The sequence below is a fragment of the Nocardioides sp. dk884 genome (genome assembly GCF_009557055.1).
GTDB lineage: Bacteria > Actinomycetota > Actinomycetes > Propionibacteriales > Nocardioidaceae > Nocardioides.
The window spans coordinates 2,795,115-2,818,651 of sequence record NZ_CP045649.1; the positions used below are offsets into that span (position 1 = coordinate 2,795,115).

At 67.6% G+C, this 23,537-nt stretch carries 19 protein-coding genes, 1 tRNA gene and 2 rRNA genes; 13 read left to right on the forward strand and 9 right to left on the reverse strand.

Features of this window, described 5'->3' with window-relative positions:
* Positions 1-48: 48 nt before the first annotated feature.
* The 3 genes from GFH29_RS13470 to tyrS form a co-directional block, all read right to left on the reverse strand.
* Positions 49-3,167 (reverse strand): 23S ribosomal RNA (locus tag GFH29_RS13470).
* Between the two features lie 383 nt (positions 3,168-3,550).
* Positions 3,551-5,069, reverse strand: a 16S ribosomal RNA gene (locus tag GFH29_RS13475).
* The 16S and 23S rRNA genes sit together here, the layout of an rRNA operon.
* A 581-nt stretch (positions 5,070-5,650) precedes the next feature.
* Positions 5,651-6,919 (reverse strand): tyrosine--tRNA ligase, encoded by a 1,269-nt coding sequence (tyrS, locus tag GFH29_RS13480; protein ID WP_153324349.1) that lies wholly within the window; start codon positions 6,917-6,919, stop codon positions 5,651-5,653.
* A 136-nt stretch (positions 6,920-7,055) separates the two neighbouring features.
* Here tyrS and GFH29_RS13485 point away from each other — a divergent pair, with 136 nt between their 5' ends.
* The 3 genes from GFH29_RS13485 to GFH29_RS13495 all read left to right on the forward strand — a co-directional run bounded on the left by GFH29_RS13485 (position 7,056) and on the right by GFH29_RS13495 (position 9,172).
* Positions 7,056-8,432: a serine/threonine-protein kinase gene (locus tag GFH29_RS13485; protein WP_194288945.1), complete on the forward strand. Its 1,377-nt coding sequence runs from the start codon at positions 7,056-7,058 to the stop codon at positions 8,430-8,432.
* Between the two features lie 77 nt (positions 8,433-8,509).
* Positions 8,510-8,893, forward strand: a complete 384-nt coding sequence (locus GFH29_RS13490; protein ID WP_153324351.1) for an Hpt domain-containing protein — start codon at positions 8,510-8,512, stop codon at positions 8,891-8,893.
* Between the two features lie 75 nt (positions 8,894-8,968).
* A complete protein-coding gene (locus GFH29_RS13495) occupies positions 8,969-9,172 on the forward strand; it encodes a hypothetical protein (protein ID WP_153324352.1) in 204 nt (67 codons plus the stop codon).
* A gap of 93 nt (positions 9,173-9,265) precedes the next feature.
* Here GFH29_RS13495 and GFH29_RS13500 read toward each other — a convergent pair whose 3' ends face one another.
* Positions 9,266-10,204: an IclR family transcriptional regulator gene (locus GFH29_RS13500; protein ID WP_194289554.1), complete on the reverse strand. Its 939-nt coding sequence runs from the start codon at positions 10,202-10,204 to the stop codon at positions 9,266-9,268.
* A gap of 177 nt (positions 10,205-10,381) precedes the next feature.
* Between GFH29_RS13500 and GFH29_RS13505 the strand changes: the two genes are divergently transcribed.
* The 7 genes from GFH29_RS13505 (at position 10,382) to GFH29_RS13535 (ending at position 16,315) form a co-directional block, all read left to right on the forward strand.
* Complete coding sequence (locus tag GFH29_RS13505; protein ID WP_153324354.1) at positions 10,382-10,960, forward strand: flavin reductase family protein; 579 nt, start codon at positions 10,382-10,384, stop codon at positions 10,958-10,960.
* A complete protein-coding gene (locus GFH29_RS13510) occupies positions 10,957-11,967 on the forward strand; it encodes an LLM class flavin-dependent oxidoreductase (RefSeq protein WP_153324355.1) in 1,011 nt (336 codons plus the stop codon). The genes GFH29_RS13505 and GFH29_RS13510 overlap by 4 nt, the downstream gene beginning before the upstream one ends.
* A 191-nt stretch (positions 11,968-12,158) precedes the next feature.
* Entirely contained in the window at positions 12,159-13,304 is a 1,146-nt protein-coding gene (locus GFH29_RS13515) for a Rieske 2Fe-2S domain-containing protein (protein WP_153324356.1), read from the forward strand.
* 28 nt (positions 13,305-13,332) lie between these two features.
* Positions 13,333-14,514: an acyl-CoA dehydrogenase family protein gene (locus GFH29_RS13520; RefSeq protein WP_153324357.1), complete on the forward strand. Its 1,182-nt coding sequence runs from the start codon at positions 13,333-13,335 to the stop codon at positions 14,512-14,514.
* A gap of 31 nt (positions 14,515-14,545) precedes the next feature.
* Positions 14,546-15,463, forward strand: coding sequence for a VOC family protein (locus tag GFH29_RS13525; protein WP_153337313.1), 918 nt, complete (start codon positions 14,546-14,548; stop codon positions 15,461-15,463).
* Positions 15,464-15,491: 28 nt separating this feature from the next.
* Positions 15,492-15,770, forward strand: coding sequence for a hypothetical protein (locus tag GFH29_RS13530; protein WP_153324358.1), 279 nt, complete (start codon positions 15,492-15,494; stop codon positions 15,768-15,770).
* Positions 15,767-16,315 carry a nuclear transport factor 2 family protein gene (locus GFH29_RS13535; RefSeq protein WP_153324359.1) on the forward strand — a complete coding sequence of 183 codons (549 nt, stop codon included), beginning with the start codon at positions 15,767-15,769 and terminating at the stop codon, positions 16,313-16,315. The genes GFH29_RS13530 and GFH29_RS13535 overlap by 4 nt, the downstream gene beginning before the upstream one ends.
* Here GFH29_RS13535 and GFH29_RS13540 read toward each other — a convergent pair whose 3' ends face one another.
* On the reverse strand, positions 16,316-16,750 hold the full coding sequence (locus GFH29_RS13540) for a hypothetical protein (RefSeq protein ID WP_153324360.1): 435 nt from the start codon (positions 16,748-16,750) through the stop codon (positions 16,316-16,318).
* 18 nt (positions 16,751-16,768) lie between these two features.
* A complete protein-coding gene (locus GFH29_RS13545; RefSeq protein ID WP_153324361.1) occupies positions 16,769-18,031 on the reverse strand; it encodes an HNH endonuclease signature motif containing protein in 1,263 nt (420 codons plus the stop codon).
* A 275-nt stretch (positions 18,032-18,306) separates the two neighbouring features.
* On the opposite strand from GFH29_RS13545, the gene GFH29_RS13550 reads away from it, so the two are divergent.
* Complete coding sequence (locus GFH29_RS13550; protein WP_153324362.1) at positions 18,307-19,317, forward strand: DUF1963 domain-containing protein; 1,011 nt, start codon at positions 18,307-18,309, stop codon at positions 19,315-19,317.
* A 650-nt stretch (positions 19,318-19,967) separates the two neighbouring features.
* Here GFH29_RS13550 and GFH29_RS13555 read toward each other — a convergent pair.
* Positions 19,968-20,044: transfer RNA gene (locus GFH29_RS13555), tRNA-Ile, on the reverse strand.
* 221 nt (positions 20,045-20,265) lie between these two features.
* Between GFH29_RS13555 and GFH29_RS13560 the strand changes: the two genes are divergently transcribed.
* Positions 20,266-20,514, forward strand: coding sequence for a hypothetical protein (locus GFH29_RS13560; protein WP_153324363.1), 249 nt, complete (start codon positions 20,266-20,268; stop codon positions 20,512-20,514).
* A gap of 24 nt (positions 20,515-20,538) precedes the next feature.
* On the opposite strand, the gene GFH29_RS13565 is transcribed toward GFH29_RS13560, so the two are convergent.
* Complete coding sequence (locus GFH29_RS13565; protein WP_153324364.1) at positions 20,539-21,654, reverse strand: tocopherol cyclase family protein; 1,116 nt, start codon at positions 21,652-21,654, stop codon at positions 20,539-20,541.
* A 17-nt stretch (positions 21,655-21,671) separates the two neighbouring features.
* Between GFH29_RS13565 and GFH29_RS13570 the strand changes: the two genes are divergently transcribed.
* Positions 21,672-22,487, forward strand: coding sequence for a DUF72 domain-containing protein (locus tag GFH29_RS13570; protein ID WP_153324365.1), 816 nt, complete (start codon positions 21,672-21,674; stop codon positions 22,485-22,487).
* A gap of 24 nt (positions 22,488-22,511) precedes the next feature.
* Here GFH29_RS13570 and GFH29_RS13575 read toward each other — a convergent pair whose 3' ends face one another.
* On the reverse strand, positions 22,512-23,519 hold the full coding sequence (locus tag GFH29_RS13575; protein ID WP_228387484.1) for a metallophosphoesterase family protein: 1,008 nt from the start codon (positions 23,517-23,519) through the stop codon (positions 22,512-22,514).
* Between the last annotated feature and the right edge of the window lie 18 nt (positions 23,520-23,537).

Sequence of the window (23,537 nt, forward strand, 5' to 3'; positions counted from 1 at the left end):
GACGCGATCAATTGCGCGGTTGTCTTGATAGTTTCAGTAAAGTGAGTGTAAGACAAGCCCTCGGCCTATTAGTACCGGTCGGCTAGGCATTGCTGCTGTACACCTCCGGCCTATCAACCCAGTGTTCTGCTGGGGCCTTACCCCGTTAACCGGGTGGGAAACCTCATCTTGAAACGTGCTTCCCGCTTAGATGCATTCAGCGGTTATCACTTCCGAACGTAGCCAACCAGCCGTGCCCCTGGCGGGACAACTGGCACACCAGAGGTTCGTCCATCCCGGTCCTCTCGTACTAGGGACAGCCTTTCTCAAGTTTCCTGCGCGCGCGGCGGATAGGGACCGAACTGTCTCACGACGTTCTAAACCCAGCTCGCGTGCCGCTTTAATGGGCGAACAGCCCAACCCTTGGGACCTGCTCCAGCCCCAGGATGCGACGAGCCGACATCGAGGTGCCAAACCATCCCGTCGATATGGACTCTTGGGGAAGATCAGCCTGTTATCCCCGGGGTACCTTTTATCCGTTGAGCGACGCCGCTTCCACATGCCGACGCCGGATCACTAGTTCCGACTTTCGTCCCTGCTCGACATGTCTGTCTCACAGTCAAGCTCCCTTGTGCACTTACACTCAACACCTGATTGCCAACCAGGCTGAGGGAACCTTTGAGCGCCTCCGTTACATTTTAGGAGGCAACCGCCCCAGTTAAACTACCCATCAGGCACTGTCCCTGATCCGGATTACGGACCTAGGTTAGACATCTAGTACGACCAGAGTGGTATTTCAACGATGACTCCACAACCACTGGCGTGGCCACTTCACAGTCTCCCACCTATCCTACACAAGCCGAACCAAACACCAATACCAAACTATAGTAAAGGTCCCGGGGTCTTTCCGTCCTGCCGCGCGTAACGAGCATCTTTACTCGTAGTGCAATTTCGCCGAGTCCACGGTTGAGACAGCGCCCAAGTCGTTACTCCATTCGTGCAGGTCGGAACTTACCCGACAAGGAATTTCGCTACCTTAGGATGGTTATAGTTACCACCGCCGTTTACTGGGGCTTAAGTTCTCAGCTTCGAACTTGCGTTCTAACCGGTCCCCTTAACCTTCCAGCACCGGGCAGGAGTCAGTCCGTATACATCGTCTTACGACTTAGCACGGACCTGTGTTTTTAGTAAACAGTCGCTTGGGCCTGGTCTCTGCGGCCCTTCACGCTTCCCCAGCAAGTGGGTACACGATCCGGGCCCCCCTTCTCCCGAAGTTACGGGGGCATTTTGCCGAGTTCCTTAACCGTGGTTCGCTCGATCGCCTTGGTATTCTCTACCTGATCACCTGAGTCGGTTTGGGGTACGGGCGGCGCATAGCTCGCTAGAGGTTTTTCTCGACAGCATAGGATCACCGACTTCCCCAATTGGGTCCCCATCACACCTCAGGATCGACATCAAAGTCAGCCACCCGGATTTGCCTAGGCGGCTCCCTACATGCTTGGCCGTACACAACCATCGGTACGGTTCGACTACCTTCCTGCGTCACCCCATCGCTTGACTACTACCAGTTCGGGTCCCACGCTACGCCGCAGCCTCTTCTCCCGAAGGAGTCGATAACCACGGTTTCAGATGGTTAGCATCACCAGGTTCGTCATGGGCGCTACTTTGCCGGTACGGGAATATCAACCCGTTGTCCATCGACTACGCCTGTCGGCCTCGCCTTAGGTCCCGACTTACCCAGGGCAGATTAGCTTGACCCTGGAACCCTTGATCATTCGGCGCAGGAGTTTCTCACTCCTGATTCGCTACTCATGCCTGCATTCTCACTCGTGTCGCATCCACCACTAGATCACTCTGCGGCTTCACCCGCGACACGACGCTCCCCTACCCATCCACACACCCTTTCGGGCTCTCCACACAAGGTGGGTGCGAATGCCATAGCTTCGGCGGATGACTTGAGCCCCGCTACATTGTCGGCGCGGAATCACTTGACCAGTGAGCTATTACGCACTCTTTCAAGGGTGGCTGCTTCCAAGCCAACCTCCTGGTTGTCACTGCGACTCCACATCCTTTTCCACTTAGTCACCGCTTAGGGGCCTTAGCTGATGGTCTGGGCTGTTTCCCTCTCGACTACGGAGCTTATCCCCCGCAGTCTCACTGCCGCGCTCTCACTTACCGGCATTCGGAGTTTGGCTAACGTCAGTAACCTTGTAGGGCCCATTAGCTATCCAGTGCTCTACCTCCGGCAAGAAACACGCGACGCTGCACCTAAATGCATTTCGGGGAGAACCAGCTATCACGAAGTTTGATTGGCCTTTCACCCCTATCCACAGGTCATCCCCTCAGTTTTCAACCTAAGTGGGTTCGGTCCTCCACGCGGTCTTACCCGCGCTTCAACCTGCCCATGGATAGATCACTTCGCTTCGGGTCTTGAGCGCGCTACTGAAACGCCCTATTCGGACTCGCTTTCGCTACGGCTTCCCCACACGGGTTAACCTCGCAACACACCGCAAACTCGCAGGCTCATTCTTCAAAAGGCACGCCGTCACAAGATACAAGACCTCGCTCCGACGGATTGTAGGCACATGGTTTCAGGTACTATTTCACTCCCCGCCAGGGGTACTTTTCACCTTTCCCTCACGGTACTTGTCCGCTATCGGTCATCAAGGAGTATTTAGGCTTAACAGGTGGTCCTGCCAGATTCACACGGAATTTCAGGGGTTCCGTGTTACTTGGGATCCCACTCGACAGCCACAGCCTTACACCTACGGGGCTATCACCCTCTACGGCTCCACTTTCCAATGGAATTCGACTTCAACTGTGGTTTCTTACTGTCTGGATCGCCGGCAGACGACCCTGAATGGTCCCACAACCCCCCATACGCAACCCCTGCCGGGTATCACACGCATGAGGTTTAGCCTGATCCGATTTCGCTCGCCACTACTCTCGGAATCACTATTGTTTTCTCTTCCTACCGGTACTGAGATGTTTCACTTCCCGGCGTTCCCTCCACACACCCTATATATTCAGGTGCAGGTAACTGGACATGACTCCAGCTGGGTTTCCCCATTCGGACACCCCCGGATCACAGCTTGGTTGCCAACTCCCCGGGGCTTATCGCAGGCTCCTACGTCCTTCATCGGCTCTTGATGCCAAGGCATCCACCATGTGCCCTTCATAGCTTGTCTCACAAACACTCAACAAAAACTACAAAGACTTAATTGCAATATGCGCAACACACAACGTGTGTCACACAAGATGCTCGCGTCCACTATCCAGTTCACAAACAACCAACCCACCAACCACCACCACCCCAACTATCAAGGCAGCAACCGAAGGAGGCATCGAGCTCACAACCCAAAACTCGGGCTGATCCCTCAAAGCTCAACAGTGTGTCACACGACCATCCCCCACACCCATCCCCACCACGTTCCACACCCCACACCCAAAAGCATGAGGCAGTACTAAAGCAAAGACAGGCACCAGGCACAGCCTTCATCGACGATTCCACTAGTGAACACCACCATACGCAACCGAACAGGCGCCGGTTGTCGGGGCGTGTGCTCCTTAGAAAGGAGGTGATCCAGCCGCACCTTCCGGTACGGCTACCTTGTTACGACTTCGTCCCAATCGCCAGCCCCACCTTCGACGGCTCCCTCCCACAAGGGGTTAGGCCACCGGCTTCGGGTGTTGCCGACTTTCGTGACGTGACGGGCGGTGTGTACAAGGCCCGGGAACGTATTCACCGCAGCGTTGCTGATCTGCGATTACTAGCGACTCCGACTTCATGGGGTCGAGTTGCAGACCCCAATCCGAACTGAGACCGGCTTTTTGGGATTCGCTCCCCCTCACGGGATCGCAGCCCTTTGTACCGGCCATTGTAGCATGCGTGAAGCCCTGGACATAAGGGGCATGATGACTTGACGTCATCCCCACCTTCCTCCGAGTTGACCCCGGCAGTCTCCTATGAGTCCCCACCATAACGTGCTGGCAACATAGGACGAGGGTTGCGCTCGTTGCGGGACTTAACCCAACATCTCACGACACGAGCTGACGACAGCCATGCACCACCTGTATACCGACTAAAAGGGGCTCTATCTCTAGAGCTTTCCGGCATATGTCAAACCCAGGTAAGGTTCTTCGCGTTGCATCGAATTAATCCGCATGCTCCGCCGCTTGTGCGGGCCCCCGTCAATTCCTTTGAGTTTTAGCCTTGCGGCCGTACTCCCCAGGCGGGGCGCTTAATGCGTTAGCTGCGGCACGGAACCCATGGAATAGGCCCCACACCTAGCGCCCAACGTTTACGGTGTGGACTACCAGGGTATCTAATCCTGTTCGCTCCCCACACTTTCGCTCCTCAGCGTCAGGTAATGCCCAGAGAACCGCCTTCGCCACCGGTGTTCCTCCTGATATCTGCGCATTTCACCGCTACACCAGGAATTCCGTTCTCCCCTGCATACCTCTAGTCTGCCCGTATCGGAAGCCAGCTCAGAGTTAAGCCCTGAGTTTTCACTCCCGACGTGACAAACCGCCTACGAGCCCTTTACGCCCAATAATTCCGGACAACGCTCGCACCCTACGTATTACCGCGGCTGCTGGCACGTAGTTGGCCGGTGCTTCTTCTGTACCTACCGTCACTTGCGCTTCGTCGGTACTGAAAGAGGTTTACAACCCGAAGGCAGTCATCCCTCACGCGGCGTTGCTGGATCAGGCTTCCGCCCATTGTCCAATATTCCCCACTGCTGCCTCCCGTAGGAGTCTGGGCCGTGTCTCAGTCCCAGTGTGGCCGGTCACCCTCTCAGGCCGGCTACCCGTCGAAGCCTTGGTGAGCCATTACCTCACCAACAAGCTGATAGGCCGCGAGCACATCCTGCGCCGAAAAAACTTTCCACAACCCACCATGCGGTGAGTTGTCATATCCGGTATTAGCCACCGTTTCCGATGGTTATCCCGAAGCGCAGGGCAGATTACTCACGTGTTACTCACCCGTTCGCCGCTCGTGTACCCCCGAAAGGGCCTTACCGCTCGACTTGCATGTGTTAAGCACGCCGCCAGCGTTCGTCCTGAGCCAGGATCAAACTCTCCGTTGAAAACAACACCCACAACCACCCTCACGAGCAGTCATGGAAAAAGAGATGCCCCTGACAGGAGAAACTAGCTGACAAAAATTGTCTAACCAGAATCATTGTCAAAGAAACCATCAACACCACCAAGACCAAGTCCGGGCGAGTGTCGACGGGGCATAACAAACTAATTCGTCGACTATATGACACACTGTTGAGTTCTCAAGGATCAGACACACCCGGTGATCGGCCTCTCGGCCTCCCTGTCGGGGCTTGCACTACTTTACCTCGGACTTTCCCGCCTTGCAAACCGGCCCGTTTCCGTTTCCCTCACATTCAAAGAATGTGTTCGAGAAACAAAAACTTGGTTTCGGTCATTCGGCAGAATCTCCGTGGAGAATCTTGCCTCACAACCGACCGAGTAAGCAATTCGGGACTAGGTCCCGCGCCCGGCAACGTTTGGGAGTCCTTGACCGGATCCGCACCCGCTGCACTGGGGCAACGACGAGAAGATTACGTGCCGGGTCCCCCGGCGTACAACTCGGGGCAGCGTGACGCCGACCACCGTGCCGCGGGCCGTCGTCCGGCGCTGGTGCGGGCCGGCTGGATCAGCGGACCTCGACGCCGGCGAACTTCTTCTTACCCCGCCGCAGCACCAGCCATGCGCCGTCGATCAGCTCGCTGCGTGCCGGGACCGCGTCGACGTCCTCGACGCGGACGTTGTTGACGTAGGCGCCGCCCTCACCGATGGTGCGCCGCGCCTCGCCCTTGCTCTTGGCCAGACCGGTGTCGACCAGGAGGTCCACCACGCTCGGGATCTCTCCCCCGTCGACGGTGATCGAACCCGCCTCACGCAGGGCCGCGCCCAGGGTCTGTCCGCCGAGGCCGGCGAGCTCTCCGCCGCCGAACAGCGCTGCGGAAGCCGCCTTAATCCGCTCGGTCTCCTCCGCGCCGTGCACCAGCGTCGTCACCTGCTCGGCGAGCGCCTTCTGTCCCGCACGCAGGAACGGCTTCTCCGCGTGGGTGGTCTCGAGCTCCTCGATCTCCGCCCGGGAGAGGAAGGTGAAGGCCTTCAGCAGCTCGACGACCTTCTCGTCCTCGACGTTGAGCCAGAACTGGAAGAACGAGTACGGCGACATCATCTCCGGGTCGAGCCACAGGGCCCCGCCCTCGGTCTTGCCGTACTTCGTGCCGTCGGCCTTGGTGATCAGCGGGGTCGCGAAGGCGTGCGCGCGCCCTCCTTCGGCGCGCCGGATCAGCTCGACGCCGCTGGTGAGGTTGCCCCACTGGTCGGAGCCGCCGAACTGCAGCGTGACGCCGTGGTCGCGGTAGAGGTTGAGGAAGTCCATCGACTGGAGCAGCACGTAGCTGAACTCGGTGTAGCTGATGCCGTCCTCGAGGCGCCGCTTGACCACGTCGCGGGCCAGCATCCGGTTGACCGGGAAGTGCTTGCCGATGTCACGCAGGAAGTCGATCGTGGACAGGCTCGCGGTCCAGTCGTAGTTGTTGACCATCGTGGCGCCGTTGTCGCCGTCGAAGGACAGGAACGGCTCGATCTGCCCGCGCACCCGGCGCACCCAGTCGTTGACGGTGTCCAGGGAGTTCAAGGTGCGCTCGCCGGAGTCGCGCGGGTCCCCGATCAGACCGGTCGCGCCCCCCACGAGGACGTACGGCGTGTGCCCCGCCCGCTGCAGGCGCATCGCGGTGACGATCTGCAGCAGGTTGCCCATGTGGAGGCTGGGCGCGGTCGGGTCGAAGCCCACGTAGTACCGCACGCTCCCCTCGCCGAGCGCCTCGCGCAGCGCGTCGCGGTCCGTCGAGTGGGCGACGAGGCCGCGCCACTCGAGGTCGTCGAGAAGGGTGGTGTCGATGGGCACGGGAGGCCTTCCTGGGTCGTCGTTGCTCGGTACCAGCCTGCCTCATCGCTCGGGCCACCGGCCATCCGGGCGCGCTCCCACGAGACGTCTACAGTGGCTCGACGGGCCCGGACGGACCGGGTGGGAGGGACAGCTGGTGATCGCAGGCAGGTACTCCCTCGTGCGCGAGATCGGCCGAGGTGGCATGGGTGCCGTCTGGCTCGGCCGCGACGAGGTCCTGGGACGAGAGGTCGCGCTGAAGCGCATCGGACCGGCGCCCGGGCATGACGACCCGGAGGTCGCCCTCGAACGCGCGGGACGGGAGGCACGCCTCGCGGCGCGCCTCAACCACCCCCACGTGGTCGCCGTCTTCGACCTGCTCGGCGAGGGCGAGGACCGCTGGCTGGTGATGGAGTACGTCGCCGGGTCCACCCTCTCCGAGCTCGTGCGCTCGACCGGTCCGCTCTCCCCCGACCAGGCGGCGAGCCTGCTCAGCCAGGCGGCCGAGGGGCTCGCGGCCGCCCACGAGGCGGGGATCGTGCACCGCGACGTCAAGCCGTCGAACATCCTCGTGACCCCCGACGGGCAGGTGAAGCTCACCGACTTCGGCATCGCCCGCGGCGGGACCGACCTGACGCTGACCCGGACCGGCCTGGTGACCGGGTCCCCCGCCTACCTCGCGCCCGAGGTCGCCTCCGGGCAGCCCGCGACCGCGGCCTGCGACGTCTGGTCCCTGGGCGCCACCCTCTTCCACGCCCTCGCCGGCCACCCGCCGTACGACGTGGGCGACAACCTGCTCGGGGCGCTGTACCGCATCGTCCACGAGGAGCCGCCGCGGCTCGCGGATGCCGGGTGGCTCGACCCGCTGCTGCGCGGCACGATGGCGATCGACCCCGCCGAGCGCTGGACGATGTCGCAGGTCCGCGACTTCCTCGCCGCCGGGCCCGGGGCACCGATCCCGGCCCCCTCCGCCCACACCGCGTCGGGCCCCGTGCCTCGCGGCGAGTCCACCCGGGCGGTCGCGCCGGTCCCGGGTCGCGGTCGGGCGCCGGTCGCCGGCACCCGACGCCGCGGGCGCTGGGTCCCGGCCCTGCTGGGCCTGGCCGTGCTGGCGCTGCTGGCCGTGGTCGGTGTCGCCGTCCTCACCGACCGCGGCGAGACGCCGTCCGGCGGCGCCGCACGAGGAGACGCCGCGACGCCGACCGCGTCGCCCGAACCGACCACACCGACGAGCGACGACCTGCGCGCCTTCGTCACCGACTACCTCCAGCGCGCGGCCGCCGACCCGGCGGACGGCTACGAGATGCTGACCCCGGCGTTCCAGGAGGCCAGCGGCAGGCGTGCGGGGTACGACGGGTTCTGGGGCGGCGTCGCCGGCGTGCGCGACATCCAGGTGACCGAGGCCGACCCCGAGTCGATGACGGTGGCCTACAGCTACACCTACGACCTCGACAACGGCGAGAGCCGCACGGAGTCGGTGCGTCTGCAGCTGGTCTACGACGGCTCCCGCCTGCTGGTCGCCGACGAGGGCTGACGCCCTAGGGTGACCTGGCCCTCTCCCTGCACCAGCTCTCCCCCCTTCCCCCATCCCCTCTCCCCCCAGGAGGAACCGTGTCCGACCCCACCCCCGAGGACGGCCTCGACCTCGAGCGTCTTGCGATGCTGCGCGACCTCGACCCCGACGACACGGCGTACCTCGACCGGGCGATCGGGAACTTCGTCACCAACTCCCCCGAGGCCGGCGCGGCGGCCCGCGCGGCCGCGCTGCGCGGCGACCACGAGGAGCTGAAGGCGGTCACCCACAAGATGGTCGGCAACAGCCTCAACCTCGGGCTGAACTACGTCGGGACCGCCGCGCGGCGCCTGGAGCTGCTGGCCGGCGAGAGCACCACCGAGGGTGCTCTCCCGCTGCTCGACGAGCTCGACACCGCGCTGCTGCGCGGGCGCGAGGATCTGCTCGCCTTCCAGGCCTCCTATCAGGGCTCGCGTTCCTGAGCGTCGCCGCTGCGCGCCCCCGGTGGGTACTGGCGCTGACGAGCGCCTGCCCGGGGCGCCGTGGAGGAGGAACGCATGAAGTTCATCGTGACCGTGATCGTGCTGGCGTGGCTGGCCATCGGGGCCCTGGCCGCCTGGCAGCGTGGCTACTTCGGTGACGACCGCGACGTCAGCTGCACCAGCGCCGGTGACACGCTGCTCACCGTGGTCTCCGGCCCGCTGAACTACGCCGGTGTGAACCCCAAGGTCGACTGCACGCTTCCCGAGCCGTCGAAGTGACCCTGCCGAAGTGACCGTGCCGAACTGACCCTGCCGAACTGACCCTGGCCGGTTCCCCGTCCCCGGACGCGGGAACCGGCGGCGGGCCTCCGCTCAGGCGCAGGGCTCGTTGCGGCGCACCAGCTTGTTGTCGCCCCAGAGCCGGTCGCAGACCTCCTGCTTGCCGCAGCACCTCCCGACCCGCCGCCCGCCCAGCCAGCCCTCGGTCGAGCCGAGCTTGCGGTACGGGATCGGGTCGAGCGCGGCCTCCGGGCCGTCGTTGTCCGCGCACATGCGGGACTGCAGCGCCTCGGAGGTCTGGCGACCGGCGTGGCGCACCACGGGCGTGAGTCGCGCGAAGTCCACCCGCTCCACCGGCCCCACCGCCGAGATCGCGGCGACCGGTCCGTCCGCGGTCAGGATCGGCGCGGTGACGCCGACGACGCCCGGCATCCCGAGGCCGCGCTCGTAGCCCACGCCCCGCCGGCGGATCTCAGCCAGCTCCGCGTGCAGCAGCGACGGGTCGTCACCGTCGATGCCGCCCGGGGCGGCGCACTCACCGAGCAGGGCGTCGACCTCCTCAGGCGGGAGCCAGGCCAGGATGGTCTTGCCGATCGTCGCGTTCGTGACCCACCAGCGGCTGCCCACGTCCGAGGGCAGGGACAGCGCGAACGGCCCGCCCAGCTTGTCGAGGAACACCACCTCCGGACCCTCGAGCATGCACAGGTGCACGACGAGGCCGGTACGCACCTGCAGGTCCAGCAGCACGGGCGCCGCGGCCTCGCGCACCTGGTCGCGACTGGGCCCGCGGGAGCCGATCCGCGAGGCCCGATGGCCGAGGGAGTAGCCGGTCGTGTGCCGGCGTACCCACCCGATCTGCACCAGCTGATCCAGGATCCGGTGGCAGCTGGAGCGGGGCAGTCGCGCGCGCGTGCCGATCTCCTCCAGCGACAGCCGGGTCCCCCAGCGGTCGAAGCTCTCCAGCACGCGCGTCATCCGCACGATCATCGTGTCGCTGGGGGCACTCGCCGACGCAGGGCGGGCAGGGTCCATCAGTGCCTCCGGGGGGTCGTGACAATCGGCGTCCCCAGTTTGACGTCGGTCACATCGACCGCCCAATCCGGCACTCCCGCTGGCCGGGAGTCGCGTCATCGAGAGCTCGGAGCACTGGTCCTAGCGTGCATCTCCGCGTGGCGCCGCCGGCCCACCTGAACCTTGGAGGACAGCGCGATGACCATCGATGTGAGCGAGCCGGAGACCCGCCTCGCCCCGACCGCACCCCCCGTCCCGACCGGCACTGTCCCGACCGGCACCGTCAAGCCCGGCTCCGCCGAGATGCGCCGGGTGATGGGCCAGTTCGCGAGCGGCGTGACAGTCGTGACCGCCATCGACGACGGAGAGCCGGTCGGCTTCGTCTGCCAGTCCTTCGCCTCGGTCTCTCTCGACCCCCCGCTGGTGCTGTTCTGCGCCGCGCTCGGAGGCACGACCTGGCCGCGCATCCAGCGCGCCGGCCGGTTCAGCGTGAACGTCCTGGCCGAGGAGCAGCAGGACCTGTGCGCCCGGTTCGGCTCCCGCGCCGGACGCCGCTTCGAGGGCCTGGACTGGGCGCGGTCCCGGTGGGGCACCCCCAGCCTCCCGGGAGTCCTGGCCCGGGTGCACTGCGAGATCGACGCCGTGCACCGCGCCGGCGACCACGACGTCGTCATCGGCGCGGTCGACGAGCTGGAGTGGGTGGGCCACGCGGACCCGATGGTCTTCTTCCGCGGCGCCTTCCGCACGAGCGCTCAGCCGACCGCCGGCCCCCGATGACGGCGGCCGAGCAGCCCCCGGGCGTCGGGCTCTTCCTCGACCTGCGCAACCCCGAGCGCTGGCGGCGGCCGTGGCCGGACTTCTACCGTCGCCAGCTCGACCTGATCGCCGAGGCCGAGCACCAGGGCGCCGACGCGGTCTGGTTCACCGAGCACCACGACGCCGACGACGGCTACCTCTCCCAGCCGCTGACCTTCGCCGCGGCCGCCGCCGCGCGCACGTCACGCATGCGGATCGGGACCGCCGTCGTGCTCGCGGCACTGCGCCACCCCCGCCACCTCGCCGAGGAGGCCGCGATCGTGGACCTGGTCTCGGCGGGACGCCTCGAGCTCGGCATCGGCGCCGGCTTCGTCGCCCACGAGTACGCCGCGTTCGGCCAGGACCTCGCGCAGCGCTACCGCCTCACCGACGACGCGGTCCGCGAGGTCCGGCGGCTGCTCGGCGTGGTGAGCCCCGGCCCGGTCCAGCAGCCACCGCCCCTGTGGCTGGGCTACCAGGGACCTCAGGGCGCGCGCCGGGCCGGGCGGATGGGCACCGGCCTGCTCTCCCTGGACCGCCGCCTGCTGGAGCCGTACGCCGCCGGGCTGGCCGAGGGCGGGCACGACCCGTCGACCGCGCGCATGGGCGGGCTGCTCGACCTGATCGTGGCCGAGGACCCGGAGCGGACGCTGGCCCGGGTGCTGCCGCACTTCGTGCACCAGCTGAACTCCTACCGGCGGATGGCGGCGGGACCCGGCGCCGCCCACCGTGACCTCACGGACCAGGAGGTGGCCGCCGACACCCGCGGGCCGGGCCGGATCCCGGGACTGAGCGTGCTCACGCCGCAGGAGGCCACGGCGACCATCCGCCGGCGTACGGCCGGGATCCCGGCGCGTCACGTCTACTGCTGGGCCAGCGTCGCCGGGATGCCCGACGACGTCGTGACCGAGCACCTGTCGCTGCTCCTCGGCCCGGTCACGACCGCGGTGCGCACCCCGGCTGCCCCCGAGGTCGCGACCTCCTCCTGAGCCACCGCGGCACACCCGGCCCCACTCCCGTTTCCCGGGAGCGACATTCGGCGCGCGTGACCGCGGTCACGGATGGTTGCGCCCCGGACAGGCCGCTCGGGTCGCCTGCTCCCGCGCAGTCCCCACGTGCTCGCACGTCCCCACTTTTTGTCCCACTTTGTCGGCCCCGCACCACTACCCAGGAGGTAGGCATGAGCGCCACCACCCCCAGCGACGAGATCCGGTTCATCGACTCCGGCGACGGCTACTCCCGCTTCGCCCGCGGATGGCACTGCCTCGGGCTGGCGGATGACTTCCGCGACGGCAAGCCCCACGAGCTCAAGATCTTCGGCCAGACCGCCGTCGTGTTCGCCGGCGAGGACGGCGAGATCAGCATGCTCGACGCGTTCTGTCGCCACATGGGCGGCAACCTCGCCCACGGTGAGATCAAGGGCAACGAGATCGCCTGCCCGTTCCACGACTGGCGCTGGAACGGCGAGGGCCGCTGCACCAAGGTCCCCTACGCCCGTCGTACGCCGCTGCGCGCCCGCACGCTGCGCTGGATCACCATGGAGCAGAACGGCCTGCTGTTCTGCTGGAACGACCCGCAGGGCAACCCGCCGCCGGCGGACGTCACGATCCCCGAGATCCCCGAGTACGACAGCGGCAAGTGGACCGCCTGGTCGTGGAAGTCCTACCTGGTCGAGGGCGCGCACTGCCGCGAGATCGTGGACAACGTCGTGGACATGGCGCACTTCTTCTACGTGCACTACCAGATCCCGCGCTACTTCAAGAACGTCTTCGAGGGCCACGTGGCCAGCCAGTACATGAACTCCACCGGCCGCGAGGACATCAAGACCGGCGTCCAGATGGACCTGCCGGACGCGGTCACCCGATCCGAGGCCAGCTACTTCGGCCCGTCGTTCATGCTCGACACGATCTGGACCGAGGCCGACGACCAGGTCATCGAGGCCAAGCTCGTGAACTGCCACTACCCGATCAGCGACAACTCCTTCCTGCTGCAGTACGGGATCATCGTGGAGAAGCTGCCCGGCATCTCCGACGAGGACGCCCAGGCGATGGGCCAGACCTTCGTCGACGGCCTCGAGGTGCAGTTCCTCCAGGACGTCGAGGTCTGGAAGCACAAGACCCGCATCGAGAACCCGCTCCTCACCGAGGAGGACGGGCCGGTCTACCAGCTGCGCCGCTGGTACGAGCAGTTCTACGTCGACGTCGAGGACGTCACGCCGGACATGACCAAGCGCTTCGAGTTCGAGGTCGACTGCGACTACGCGGTCGAGACCTGGGAGGCCGAGAGCCGCGTCGAGTCGTCGTCCACCGCCACCACCGGCGCCTGAGCCGCACCCAGCCGAAGGAACACCCACGATGAACGACATCCGTCGTCAGATGATCGACCACGCAGACAAGCTGCGTGAGCAGGCCGAGGAGTCCGAGCAGCTGTGCCGGCTCCCCGACGAGACCGCGGCCCTGCTGCGCAGCGCCGGCTCCATCCGGATGCTCCAGCCGAAGGAGTACGGCGGCCAGGAGACCCACCTCGCCGAGTTCGCCGAGACCGTGATGGAGACCGCCAAGATCTTCGGCTCCGCGGGCTGGGTGCAGGGCATCGTCGGCGTCCACCCCTGGCAGCTCGCCTTCGCCGACCCGCGGGTGCAGGAGGAGGTCTGGGGCGAGGACGAGGACACCTGGCTCGCCTCGCCGTACCAGCCCAACGGCCGCCTGGTCCCCGAAGGCGAGGACGGCTTCCGGTTCTCCGGTCGCTGGCAGTTCTCCTCCGGGACCGACCACTGCCAGTGGATCTTCCTCGGCGGCCTGCTCGCCGACGCGGACGGCACTCCGATCAACCCGCCGAAGATGGTGCACGTGATCCTGCCGCGCAGCGACTACGAGATCGTCCCGGACTCCTGGAACATGGTGGGCCTGCGGGGCACCGGCTCGAAGGACGTCATCGTGCGCGACGCGTACGTGCCGGCGTACCGGGTCATGGACTGCGACGAGGTCATCGACGGCACCGCGGTGCGCAAGGCGGGCCGCGACGAGACGCTCTACAAGATGCCCTGGTCGTGCACGTTCCCCGCCGGCATCACCTCGGCGATCATCGGCATCGCCGAGGGCGCGCTCGAGACGGCGCTGGGCTACCAGCGCACCCGCATCAACGCCCACGGCACCGTGGTCAAGGAGGACCCCTACACCCTGTCCGCCCTGGGCGAGGCCGCCGCCGACATCCACGCCGCGCGCGGGGAGATCCTCGGCAACATCAACCGGCTCTGGGACATCGTCGACTCCGGCCGCGAGGTGCCCTTCGAGACCCGCGCCCTCGGCCGGCTGGCCCAGGTGCGGGCGGCACACCGCGCCGTCGACGCCGTCGACCGGATCTTCGCCCGCTCCGGCGGCAGCGCCATGCGGATGGACCAGCCGCTCCAGCGCTTCTGGCGCGACGCTCACGCGGGCCTCAACCACGCCATCAACATCCCGGGCCCGACGTACCACGCCAACGCGCTGACCCACATGGGCCTGGAGCCGCAGGGCGCGCTGCGCGGCCTGATCTGACCCGCCCGACCGTCACACGAGGAGACATCAGATGACCGAGATCCGAGAGATCCGTGCCCTGGGGTACGTGACCGTGGCCGCGACCGACATGGAGCGCTGGCGGGAGTTCGCCTTCGACGTGCTCAGCTTCGGCGAGGGCAGCGGTCCCGACCCGGACGCGCTGTACCTGCGGATGGACGAGCGCGCCGCCCGCATCGTGGTGCACCCCGGTGACACCGACGGCGTGCGGACCGTGGGCTGGGAGGTCCGCGACCACCTCGCCCTGGCCCGGGTGGAGAAGACGCTCGCCGACGCCGGCTACGCGCCGAAGCGCCTGAGCGCGGAGGAGGCCGACGAGCGGCGCGTCGAGGAGGTCATCGCCTTCACCGACCCCTCGGGCCTGCAGGTCGAGATCTTCTTCGGCCCGGTGCTCGACCACTCGCCGCTGGTCACGCGCCACGGCAGCCGCTTCGTCACCTCCGGGGTCGGTCTCGGGCACGTCGTACTGCCGACCACCGACCTCGAGGCGTCGCAGAAGCTCTACCTCGACACCCTCGGCTTCCTGCCGCGCGGTGCGATGAAGCTCGAGACCCCGCCCGGCGTCCCGACCCAGCGCATCCGCTTCATCGGCGTCAACCAGCGCCACCACAGCCTCGCGCTGTGCCCGGCGCCGGCGATGAAGGACCCCGCCCTGATCCACATCATGGTCGAGGTCGACTCCCTCGACGACGTGGGCCGCGCGCTGGACCGCTCGAACAAGGCCGGCTACTCGCTGTCGTCCACGCTGGGTCGCCACACCAACGACAAGATGATCTCCTTCTACGTCCGCGCCCCCGGCGGCTGGGACGTGGAGTACGGCTGCGAGGGCATGCTCGTCGACGAGTCGCACTACACGGCCGAGGAGATCACCGCCGACAGCTACTGGGGCCACGACTGGTCGGGCTCCGAGCCGCTCGCGGCGTTCAGTTGAGCGCCCGCACCCGCCGAACGGAGGACCCGTGAAGCAGATCAGCTGCCACACCTGCGGCAACCGCGTGCTGGTGGAGAAGTACAGCCCGATCCACACCAGCGTCCAGTGGCTGCAGGACGCCGAGGCCTGCCCCGAGCTGCGCGAGGGCGCGACCGGGGCGGGCGGCACCGCGCTCGTCCCCACCTGCGCCAAGCTGCGGGCGTCCATCGTCGCCGCCGACCGTGCCGGTGAGCTCCCCGAGACGACGTACGCCGAGCCCGCGCCGCTGCCGCGCGACCTGCTCGACGCCGTCGCCCGCGGCGAGTGAGCGACAGCCACGGCGCCGTCGACCCGGGTGGCCTCGCCGCCCGGGTCGACCGGCTGGACTCGACCGAGCAGATCCGCCAGCTCGCCTACCGCTACGCCCAGGCCCTCGACAGCCGGGACGTGACGGGGCTGGCGGCGCTGTTCGTCGAGGACGTCACCACGCACGACGGCCGGGTGGGCCGGGAGGCGCTGGCCGAGTGGTACGACCCGGTGCTGCGCCCCTACGGCATCACCTTCCACCTGGTCGCCAACCACGTCATCGAGTTCACCGACGCCGACCACGCGACTGGGACGGTCTACTGCCGTCCCGAGCACGAGGTCGACGGGGAGTGGATCGTGATGCCGATGCAGTACTGGGACCGCTACGAGCGCCGTGACGGGCAGTGGTACTTCAAGTCCCGCAGCACGCACGTGTTCTACGCCGCCGACGTCGCCGCGAGCCCGCTCGCCGCACCCGGCCGGTTCCACTTCCCCGGCAACCCGTTCATCAGCCGGGCGGACCTGCCGGAGCGGTGGCAGACGTGGCGGGACTTCTGGTCCAGCTGATCAGGCTCCCCCGCATGACCGTGGCTCGCGCCACGACAGGAACTGCCGCACGGCTAGGGCCGAGAGCTGCCACGCCAGATAGCACAGCGTCCCGACGACAAGACCGGGCCACAGGTGCAGCCACGCCGGCCACGCGACGCCGTCCCCGATGGAGGCGATCAGGAAGATCCAGAGCACGACGGCACCGAGCCACGGGAGCGCCCAGGCCAGCGCCTCCTGCTTGCGGCTGAGGTGCTCACGGGCGTAGACCCGAGCCAGGAACGCGCTCGCCACCGCGACGTATGCCGCGCCGATGAGCGACAGCGGCCAGGCGCCGAGCAGCGCGAGAAGCAGCAACCACAGCGCGCCGGAGACCAGGTTGCCCACGAGGACCGGACGGTCGAGGCGCGCGCGAGGCGCTGCCTCCCCGATGGAAGGAAGTTCGGTCACCGTCATACCGGTCCATTGTGCCGTCTATGTCCGCCGGGCGAACCGGATATCACCATTCGGCAATTGCTGGTGCAGATATCGCTCGTCGTGGATCAGATGGTGGTGATGGCTGCAGAACAACATCGCGTTGTCGAGATCGGTCTTTCCGCCCGCGGACCACGGCTTCGAATGGTGCGCCTCGCACCACGTCGCGGGAATCGTGCAGCCATGCGCCCGACATTCCTTATCCCGAATGGCCAACGCCTTTCGCTGACCCGGACTGAAAAGACGGGACGCGCGCCCCAGATCGAGCGGCACCGAACGAGTCCCCAGCACCGCCGGCACCAGATTGGCGGTGCAGGCCAGTCGCCGCGCCTCCCCGGCGGTGATCCGCGACCCGTCCGCCAACGTCGCCGAGCCCAGCCCCTCGACCAGTGCCGTCAGGTCCATCGTGATCACGAGCGTGGTGGCGTCCCCGCCGTGCAGCGGAAGGCGGTTCGGGTCGAGGGACTCCAACAGGCTGCAGAACGCCTCCCCCAGCCGCCGCTCGTACGGCACCCGCCGACCGTCGTCCGCTGCCTTGCCCTCAGCTGCTCGACGCGGGTTCGTGAACGACTCCAGCAACGTCGTCAACCGCAACGCGACGCTCTCGGGCACCCGCGCCTTGATGAGCGCGGTCCCGTCCCCGAGCCCCTGCACCTTCAGCGTCGTACGCCGCCGCGCCGCCCGCTCCGCGTCGCGCAACCGGCGCTCCTCGAGCTCATCGACCCACTGCGGCGCCACCACCTCGAGGATCCGCTCCCCCAGCCGCTGCAAGGCACGCGGCCCGAAGTCGGCCGACTTCTCCACAAGGTAGGCCTCGGCGCGGGCCAGCACGTCCGCCCACTCATCCGCGCTCGCCTCGACCAGCCGACCGGCGCAGCACAGCTCGTCGAGCGCTGCGACGATCACGTGACCCTGATCGATGCTTGCGTGCCCCTCGACCAACGCCCGGCCCACGAGCTGCCAGCGCTGCTCGCACGCCGCCCCGAGCCGCTGCGCCCGCCGCGCCGAGCCACCCGACACCTGCGAGCGCTGCGCCACCCACGACGCCACGTCGCGGAACCCCTCAGCGTCGGCTACATCATCAGCGCACGCCATCACCCGCGCCTCGAGCGCCTGCACCCGCGAGGAAGCCCGCGCCATCAGCAGGAGCACCTCCCGCTTGTCGGTCAACGACAAGAACGTCGGATCCAGCTTCGCGAACTCATCGAGATCAACATCCAGGCGCTCGGCACCGGCGACGAAGGGATGGACCGGATCGGTCATCGACGCCTCCCGAGTGCAGATGCGGGTCGCTAGGTACTGCTAATCGTACATCCGTTCGAATATGGCGACCATCGTCACAATAGGGTAAGCGGGTACCGCCCGCCCAGCCTTTCCGTAACGCCCATGTCACTGGGCTTCAGTTGCTGAGTATCTGCGGCGTCCGCATCTCGAAGCCGTGACGTCACTACCCCTGTCGGCTGAGCTCGAGGGACCACGGCCGGCATGGCATGCTCACTGGGGTGCCGATGTGCCGTCCCCGAGAAAGGCGATAGTGAGTGCTCGACGACGATGACCTCGTGAGCGACGAGCATCACGAGGCGGGCCCGGCCGGCCATGGCCGAGACGCGCCCGACCAAGGCGACGCCCTGTGGGCTCCAGAAGACTTCCGCGCTGACCCGCGGGTGCACCTCGGCCCCGAGGTCCTCGCTTTGCCTGCGGCCCTAGCGCTGCCAACGGTGCAGGATGAGGTAGCTGCCGCGGTGCGTCGCGACCCACTCGGCAGGGGGTGGCTCAGCTGGTTCGGTGCCGTGCCAGTGGTACCCGCCGGCGACAGCTTCCCGTGGCCGCGCCGGTCCGACGGTCGCCCCCTTGCGCACGTCCTACAGCTAGACCTCGAGGCCGAGCGGCGCAACCACCGTGCGGCACGATTCGACCTCACCGGCCTTCCCGGTGATGGCTTGCTCCAGTTCTTCCACGACCTTGAGACATACGGCGAGCCGGGTGACGCAAACAGCCTTGCGTGGCAGGTGCGCTGGCTGCCCAAGGCCGAGGACCACGCCAGCTCCTTCGCGCTCGCGGCCGCTCCCGACGATCTCGAGCCCGGCTGCCGTGCCGAGCTGATGCCGTTGAACACCGAGGTGTTCGCGACTGCGCGGTCACCGCTAGACCTGCCCGACGACCTGCCCGACGACGTTCAAGAGCGCTACGGACGTGTCTTCGACTGGCTCAACGAGTACCCCTACGCGCGCAACACCCTGAGCCGCAGCGATGACCGTAACCCCCTGACCCCTTGGCAGGACGGCTACGAGCCGCTCGCTCCGGTGTCCCGCGCGGGAGGGCACGGATTCGTCGAAGAGAACCCCGACTACCGAGAGCACCTCGAGCAGGCTCTGCCGCTCGCGCCTGGGGACAGCCACGTGCTGCTCCTTGAGCTCAATCCCGACCAGCTCGGTGCCCCGAGTGACTGGTTCCACGGAGTACGCCCGGTGCAGGTGTGGATCCGCGCCAGCGACCTCGCTCGCCGGGACTTCCACGAGGTCTGGGCGCAGATCCGCACCGATGCGTAAGCGCTGAACCGCTGACGCCCGCGATGCGGCGCGCGCGGGTGGTGCCATGGGCGTCCTTGGCGGCAGGCTCGGGTCTCCAGGATGCCTCGACCGTCGTAGGGGTTCCCAATGGGGGCAGGGGGCGGGTTAGTTGCCGCCTCCGGGCCCTTCGCCCGGAGTGGCGAAGGGGGGACGTGGTGGCGGAGCAGTCGCAGGTACTTGATGGCGTGGTGCTGCCCAACGGCGTGAGCATCGGCGTGGAGGTGGTCGGCGGCCGAGGAGCGATGGATGTCTCGGCCGATGGGGCGTTCGACTTCGACCAGGCGGGTTCCCGTCACGATTCTCTCCGGGCTGACCCTGCCCCGATCCTCCGCTTCCCATCTAAGAACCCCGTCCGTCGGCCAGCGCGGCCGCGACCCGACGTACAGCGGATCCGGGAAGCCCGCGCGCCGTGTGGTGTTGCGTGCAGTTGCGGGAGAGCAGCCCATCGTGCTGCGAGGTCAGAGGCCTTCTAGTAGAAGGCCCGCTGGTCGTTCGTCGTCATGGAGCGGGACCGTTCGGCGCGCTCGGACGAGCGCAATCCCTGCACATGCTGACGACAAAGTTGTGTCAATCGCTGTGTCAGAAGGCACACATCCTGCGGCCATCCTCAGAGTTTTCGCAGGTCAGACTGGTAGGGCGGGTGGGGCTCGAACCCACGACCCAAGGATTATGAGTCCTCTGCTCTAACCGACTGAGCTACCGCCCCTGGCTTGCACCACCGGTCGGCGCGCGCATCGACGCCGCCCGGACGGGGCGACCCTATCGGTCCGGCGCGACCGTCTCGGCGGCGCGTCCCGGAGCGATCGGGACAGCTCGGGTCGAGCCGCCGCTCGATCTCGGCGCCTGCGGGCACCAGACGGCTAGACCGGCGCGCGTCGTACCCCGCAGGGACGCCGCGAACCGCTGTCTTAGGTTAAATTCGTCGCGATGGAAACCTCACCGATCGTCGGGGGCCCGCTGGACGGGGCGGAGGCGCAGCTGCCTGTCGGTGGCGCCGTGCCGAGCGAGCACCAGATGCTCCTGAGTCGGGTCGGTGACACCTGGCACGCCTATCTCCTCGTGCCCCGGCCGGACTCCGAGGAGCGGGTCCTGAGCCACCTCGGCGAGGTCGACCAGCTGCCTCAGCTGCGTGACGACACCACCGTCGCCAGCATCTCCGCTGTCGCCACCGCCTGACTGTCCCTCGGGCTACCCAGTGCGCTAGTCCCGGACCTCCGGGGCCGCGTCGGTGTCACCCGTGGACCCGCCGCGACGGAGCACCTCCGCACGCGCCCGCGCGATGCCGCCGTGCTCCAGCGCGGCCAGAAGCGACTCCCCCGCCCAGACCGTGCGGCCGCGATGGCGTACGACGACCCGCATCCGCGCCGCGAGGTGCTCGATGGCGCCGGGCACGTGGCGCCGCTCCGCCGGCAGCGGCACCGGAAGCACGTGAGCGCGCCCCAGGTCGCCGCGGCCTTCGATGTCCACGCTCCAACGGGCGCTGCGGCCGCGCAGCGACCAGCGCTCGTCGGACACCGCGGCACGCACCGGGGAGACGACCGGATCGCCCAGGCGCAGCACCCGGCCGTCGGGCAGCCGCACGACCACCGCGGTCACCGTGGTCCGCAGCGGCCCGGCGCTGACCTCGCCGCCCGCGAACGCCACGCACACGCCGTCCTCGGCGAAGCCCTGCGCCTGCCCCCACCACCAGGAGTCCGGGAACCCGCCGCGCCCCCAGTTCTTCTCGCCGTACGCCGTCCAGCCGTCGAGGTCCCAGGTCTGCTCGCCGAGCACCGCGGTGCCGTGGACGCGCCCGCCGAGCAGCCACGGGTGCCAGTACTGGTTGAGCGCCGGGACGCTCTGGAAGACGCTCGATCCGCCGAGGGAGCGCCGCGGCCACGGCACCGCATCCACCAGACGGGCATCCACGCGCGCGTCGGGACCCAGGTCGACGTGCAGCGCGTCGGCGGTGCCGTGGAACGCCTCCCCGGCCCGGACACCCAGCCCGTCAGCCAGGGCCGTCGCGTGGGGGTGCACGGTGGTGCGCAGGAAACCGCCTGGGTGGGCGGCCAGCCCGAGCGTCGCCCAGCGGCCGTCGGCCGCCCGGTTGACGCCGTTGAGCGCGATCAGGACGCGTCCGGTGCGCGGGTCGGTGAATCGCCAGAAGTAGCCCTCCATCGCCACCCCGTGGGCGCGCAGCGGGTCGCCCCACGGGAGGTCCGCCCCGCTGGCGCGGTAGCGCGCCAGCAGCCGTCGGGCCGCCCGGGCGGGCGCCGCGTTCACGGTGGAGTCGAGGTCGGGCACGCCCGCACCATGCCCGCCCGGAGCCCACCTCATGCCGCTAGCGTGGCGCCATGGGTCGGATCCGGGTCGGCATCTCGGGGTGGACGTACGCTGGGTGGCGCGGCGACTTCTATCCGAAGGGCCTGCCGCAGCGTCTCGAGCTCGCTCACGCGGCCAGCCGGCTGAGCTCGGTGGAGATCAACGGCTCCTTCTACTCCCTCCAGCGCCCCACGTCGTACGCCGCGTGGCGCGCGCAGACCCCCGACGACTTCGAGTTCGCCGTCAAGGGTGGCCGCTTCATCACCCACATGAAGAAGCTGCGCGACGTCCAGGTGCCGCTGGCCAACTTCTTCGCCTCGGGCGTGCTCGCGCTCGGCCCCAAGCTCGGTCCGGTGCTGTGGCAGCTGCCCGCGACGCTGCCCTTCGACGCCGAGCGCCTCGACCACTTCTTCACCCTGCTGCCCCGCACCACGGAGGAGGCCGCCGCGCTGGCGCGCCAGCACGACGCGAAGGTCGCCGAGGACCGGGCCCTCACCGTCACCGAGGACGACCGGCCGATCCGCCACGTGCTGGAGTTCCGCAGCGAGTCGTTCTGCACCGAGGAGTCCTTCGACCTGATGCGCCGCCACGGGATCGGCTGCGTCGTCGCCGACACCGCCGGCCGCTTCCCCCAGGCCGAGGCGGTCACCAGCGACGTGGTCTACGTGCGCCTGCACGGCGACACCGAGCTCTACACCAGCGGCTACTCCCCCGAGGCGCTCCAGTCCTGGGCGGCACGCTGCCGCGAGTGGGCGCGCGAGCAGGACGTCTACGTCTACTTCGACAACGACGCCAAGGGCTTCGCCCCGCACGATGCCGTCGCGCTCAGCGCGCTGCTCGAGCTCTGACCGCAGGGACTCTCGACTCGAGGGTCAGACGTCCGGACTCGCCGGTCGGAGGTCGCGGGAGCGCCGCATGTGGACCGTCACCAGGCAAGACCCGGCGAGCAGGATCACCGCGACAGCGACGAACGGCCACGGGCTCCACCGGTCAGCGCAGCTCGTCGCGCCGTCCGCGAGGGCCTCGCACACTGCTCCGGGCCCCGAACGGTTGATCCAGGCGAGGTAGAGGGGCGCTGCCGACAGGCCGCCCCCGAGGGCGACGACCGAGTGAGTGCTCAGAGGCTTCCAGAGCGCGCCGACCACTGCGAGCGCAATCGCCACCGGAAGCAAGAAGATGCCGATCGTCAGGAGGCCGGCGACTCCGAACCCCAGAAGTGCACCAGTCGCTGCCCACCAGGCATACGCCCAGACGGGAGGACGCCGACGGGCGTTCTGCACACGAGCAGCGGTCGGGGCCTGAGTCATGGGGTAACCGTCGATCTCTCGGGTGGAAGTGAACCTCCCACCCTTCAACGGGAGCGTCAATCCCGAGCTAGCCAGGTCGTAGTGCTTGGCCCCGGAGTTCTGGACGATGTAGACCGGACCGTCCGTGACGCCGTCGAGGTCGGTCTTGTTCTCGTTGTTGAAGCCGCGCGCGTAGACGTGGTCGTGGCCCATCTGCACCAGGTCGATGTTGTGCTCCTGGAACACCGGCACCCATGGTCCGCGCAGGTGCGGCTCGTCGCGACCGGCGGAGGCCGAGTAGACCGGCTGGTGGAAGGTGACGACGTTCCACTTGGACGGGGACTCGCCGAGGATGTGGTCCAGCCACGCCGCCTGGTACTCGACCCAGAGCGCGGCGACGCGGGTCGACGGGCACTCCGCACCGGAGCAGGACGGCAGCACGTCGGGCCGCAGGAACGTCGAGTCGGTGGTGGCGTTGATCGTGATGAACCGGACGCCCTCGATCAGGTCGCCGGCGTGGACCGAACCGATCGCGTCAGGGGCCTTCTCCTGGGCCAGCTGCACGACCTTCGGCCAGGTGGAGTCCAGCCCCACCTGCGCGTCGCCGTAGTA

Bases quoted from the DNA above. Each gene is read 5' to 3' on its own strand.
- GFH29_RS13495 (WP_153324352.1), top strand. From the start codon at position 8,969: ATGAAGTTCATCGTGACCGTGATCGTGCTGGCGTGGCTGGCCATCGGG.
- GFH29_RS13500 (WP_194289554.1), bottom strand. From the start codon at position 10,204: ATGGACCCTGCCCGCCCTGCGTCGGCGAGTGCCCCCAGCGACACGATG.
- GFH29_RS13505 (WP_153324354.1), top strand. From the start codon at position 10,382: ATGACCATCGATGTGAGCGAGCCGGAGACCCGCCTCGCCCCGACCGCA.
- GFH29_RS13510 (WP_153324355.1), top strand. From the start codon at position 10,957: ATGACGGCGGCCGAGCAGCCCCCGGGCGTCGGGCTCTTCCTCGACCTG.
- GFH29_RS13515 (WP_153324356.1), top strand. From the start codon at position 12,159: ATGAGCGCCACCACCCCCAGCGACGAGATCCGGTTCATCGACTCCGGC.
- GFH29_RS13520 (WP_153324357.1), top strand. From the start codon at position 13,333: ATGAACGACATCCGTCGTCAGATGATCGACCACGCAGACAAGCTGCGT.
- GFH29_RS13525 (WP_153337313.1), top strand. From the start codon at position 14,546: ATGACCGAGATCCGAGAGATCCGTGCCCTGGGGTACGTGACCGTGGCC.
- GFH29_RS13540 (WP_153324360.1), bottom strand. From the start codon at position 16,750: ATGACGGTGACCGAACTTCCTTCCATCGGGGAGGCAGCGCCTCGCGCG.
- GFH29_RS13545 (WP_153324361.1), bottom strand. From the start codon at position 18,031: ATGACCGATCCGGTCCATCCCTTCGTCGCCGGTGCCGAGCGCCTGGAT.
- GFH29_RS13560 (WP_153324363.1), top strand. From the start codon at position 20,266: ATGGAAACCTCACCGATCGTCGGGGGCCCGCTGGACGGGGCGGAGGCG.
- GFH29_RS13565 (WP_153324364.1), bottom strand. From the start codon at position 21,654: ATGAGGTGGGCTCCGGGCGGGCATGGTGCGGGCGTGCCCGACCTCGAC.
- GFH29_RS13570 (WP_153324365.1), top strand. From the start codon at position 21,672: ATGGGTCGGATCCGGGTCGGCATCTCGGGGTGGACGTACGCTGGGTGG.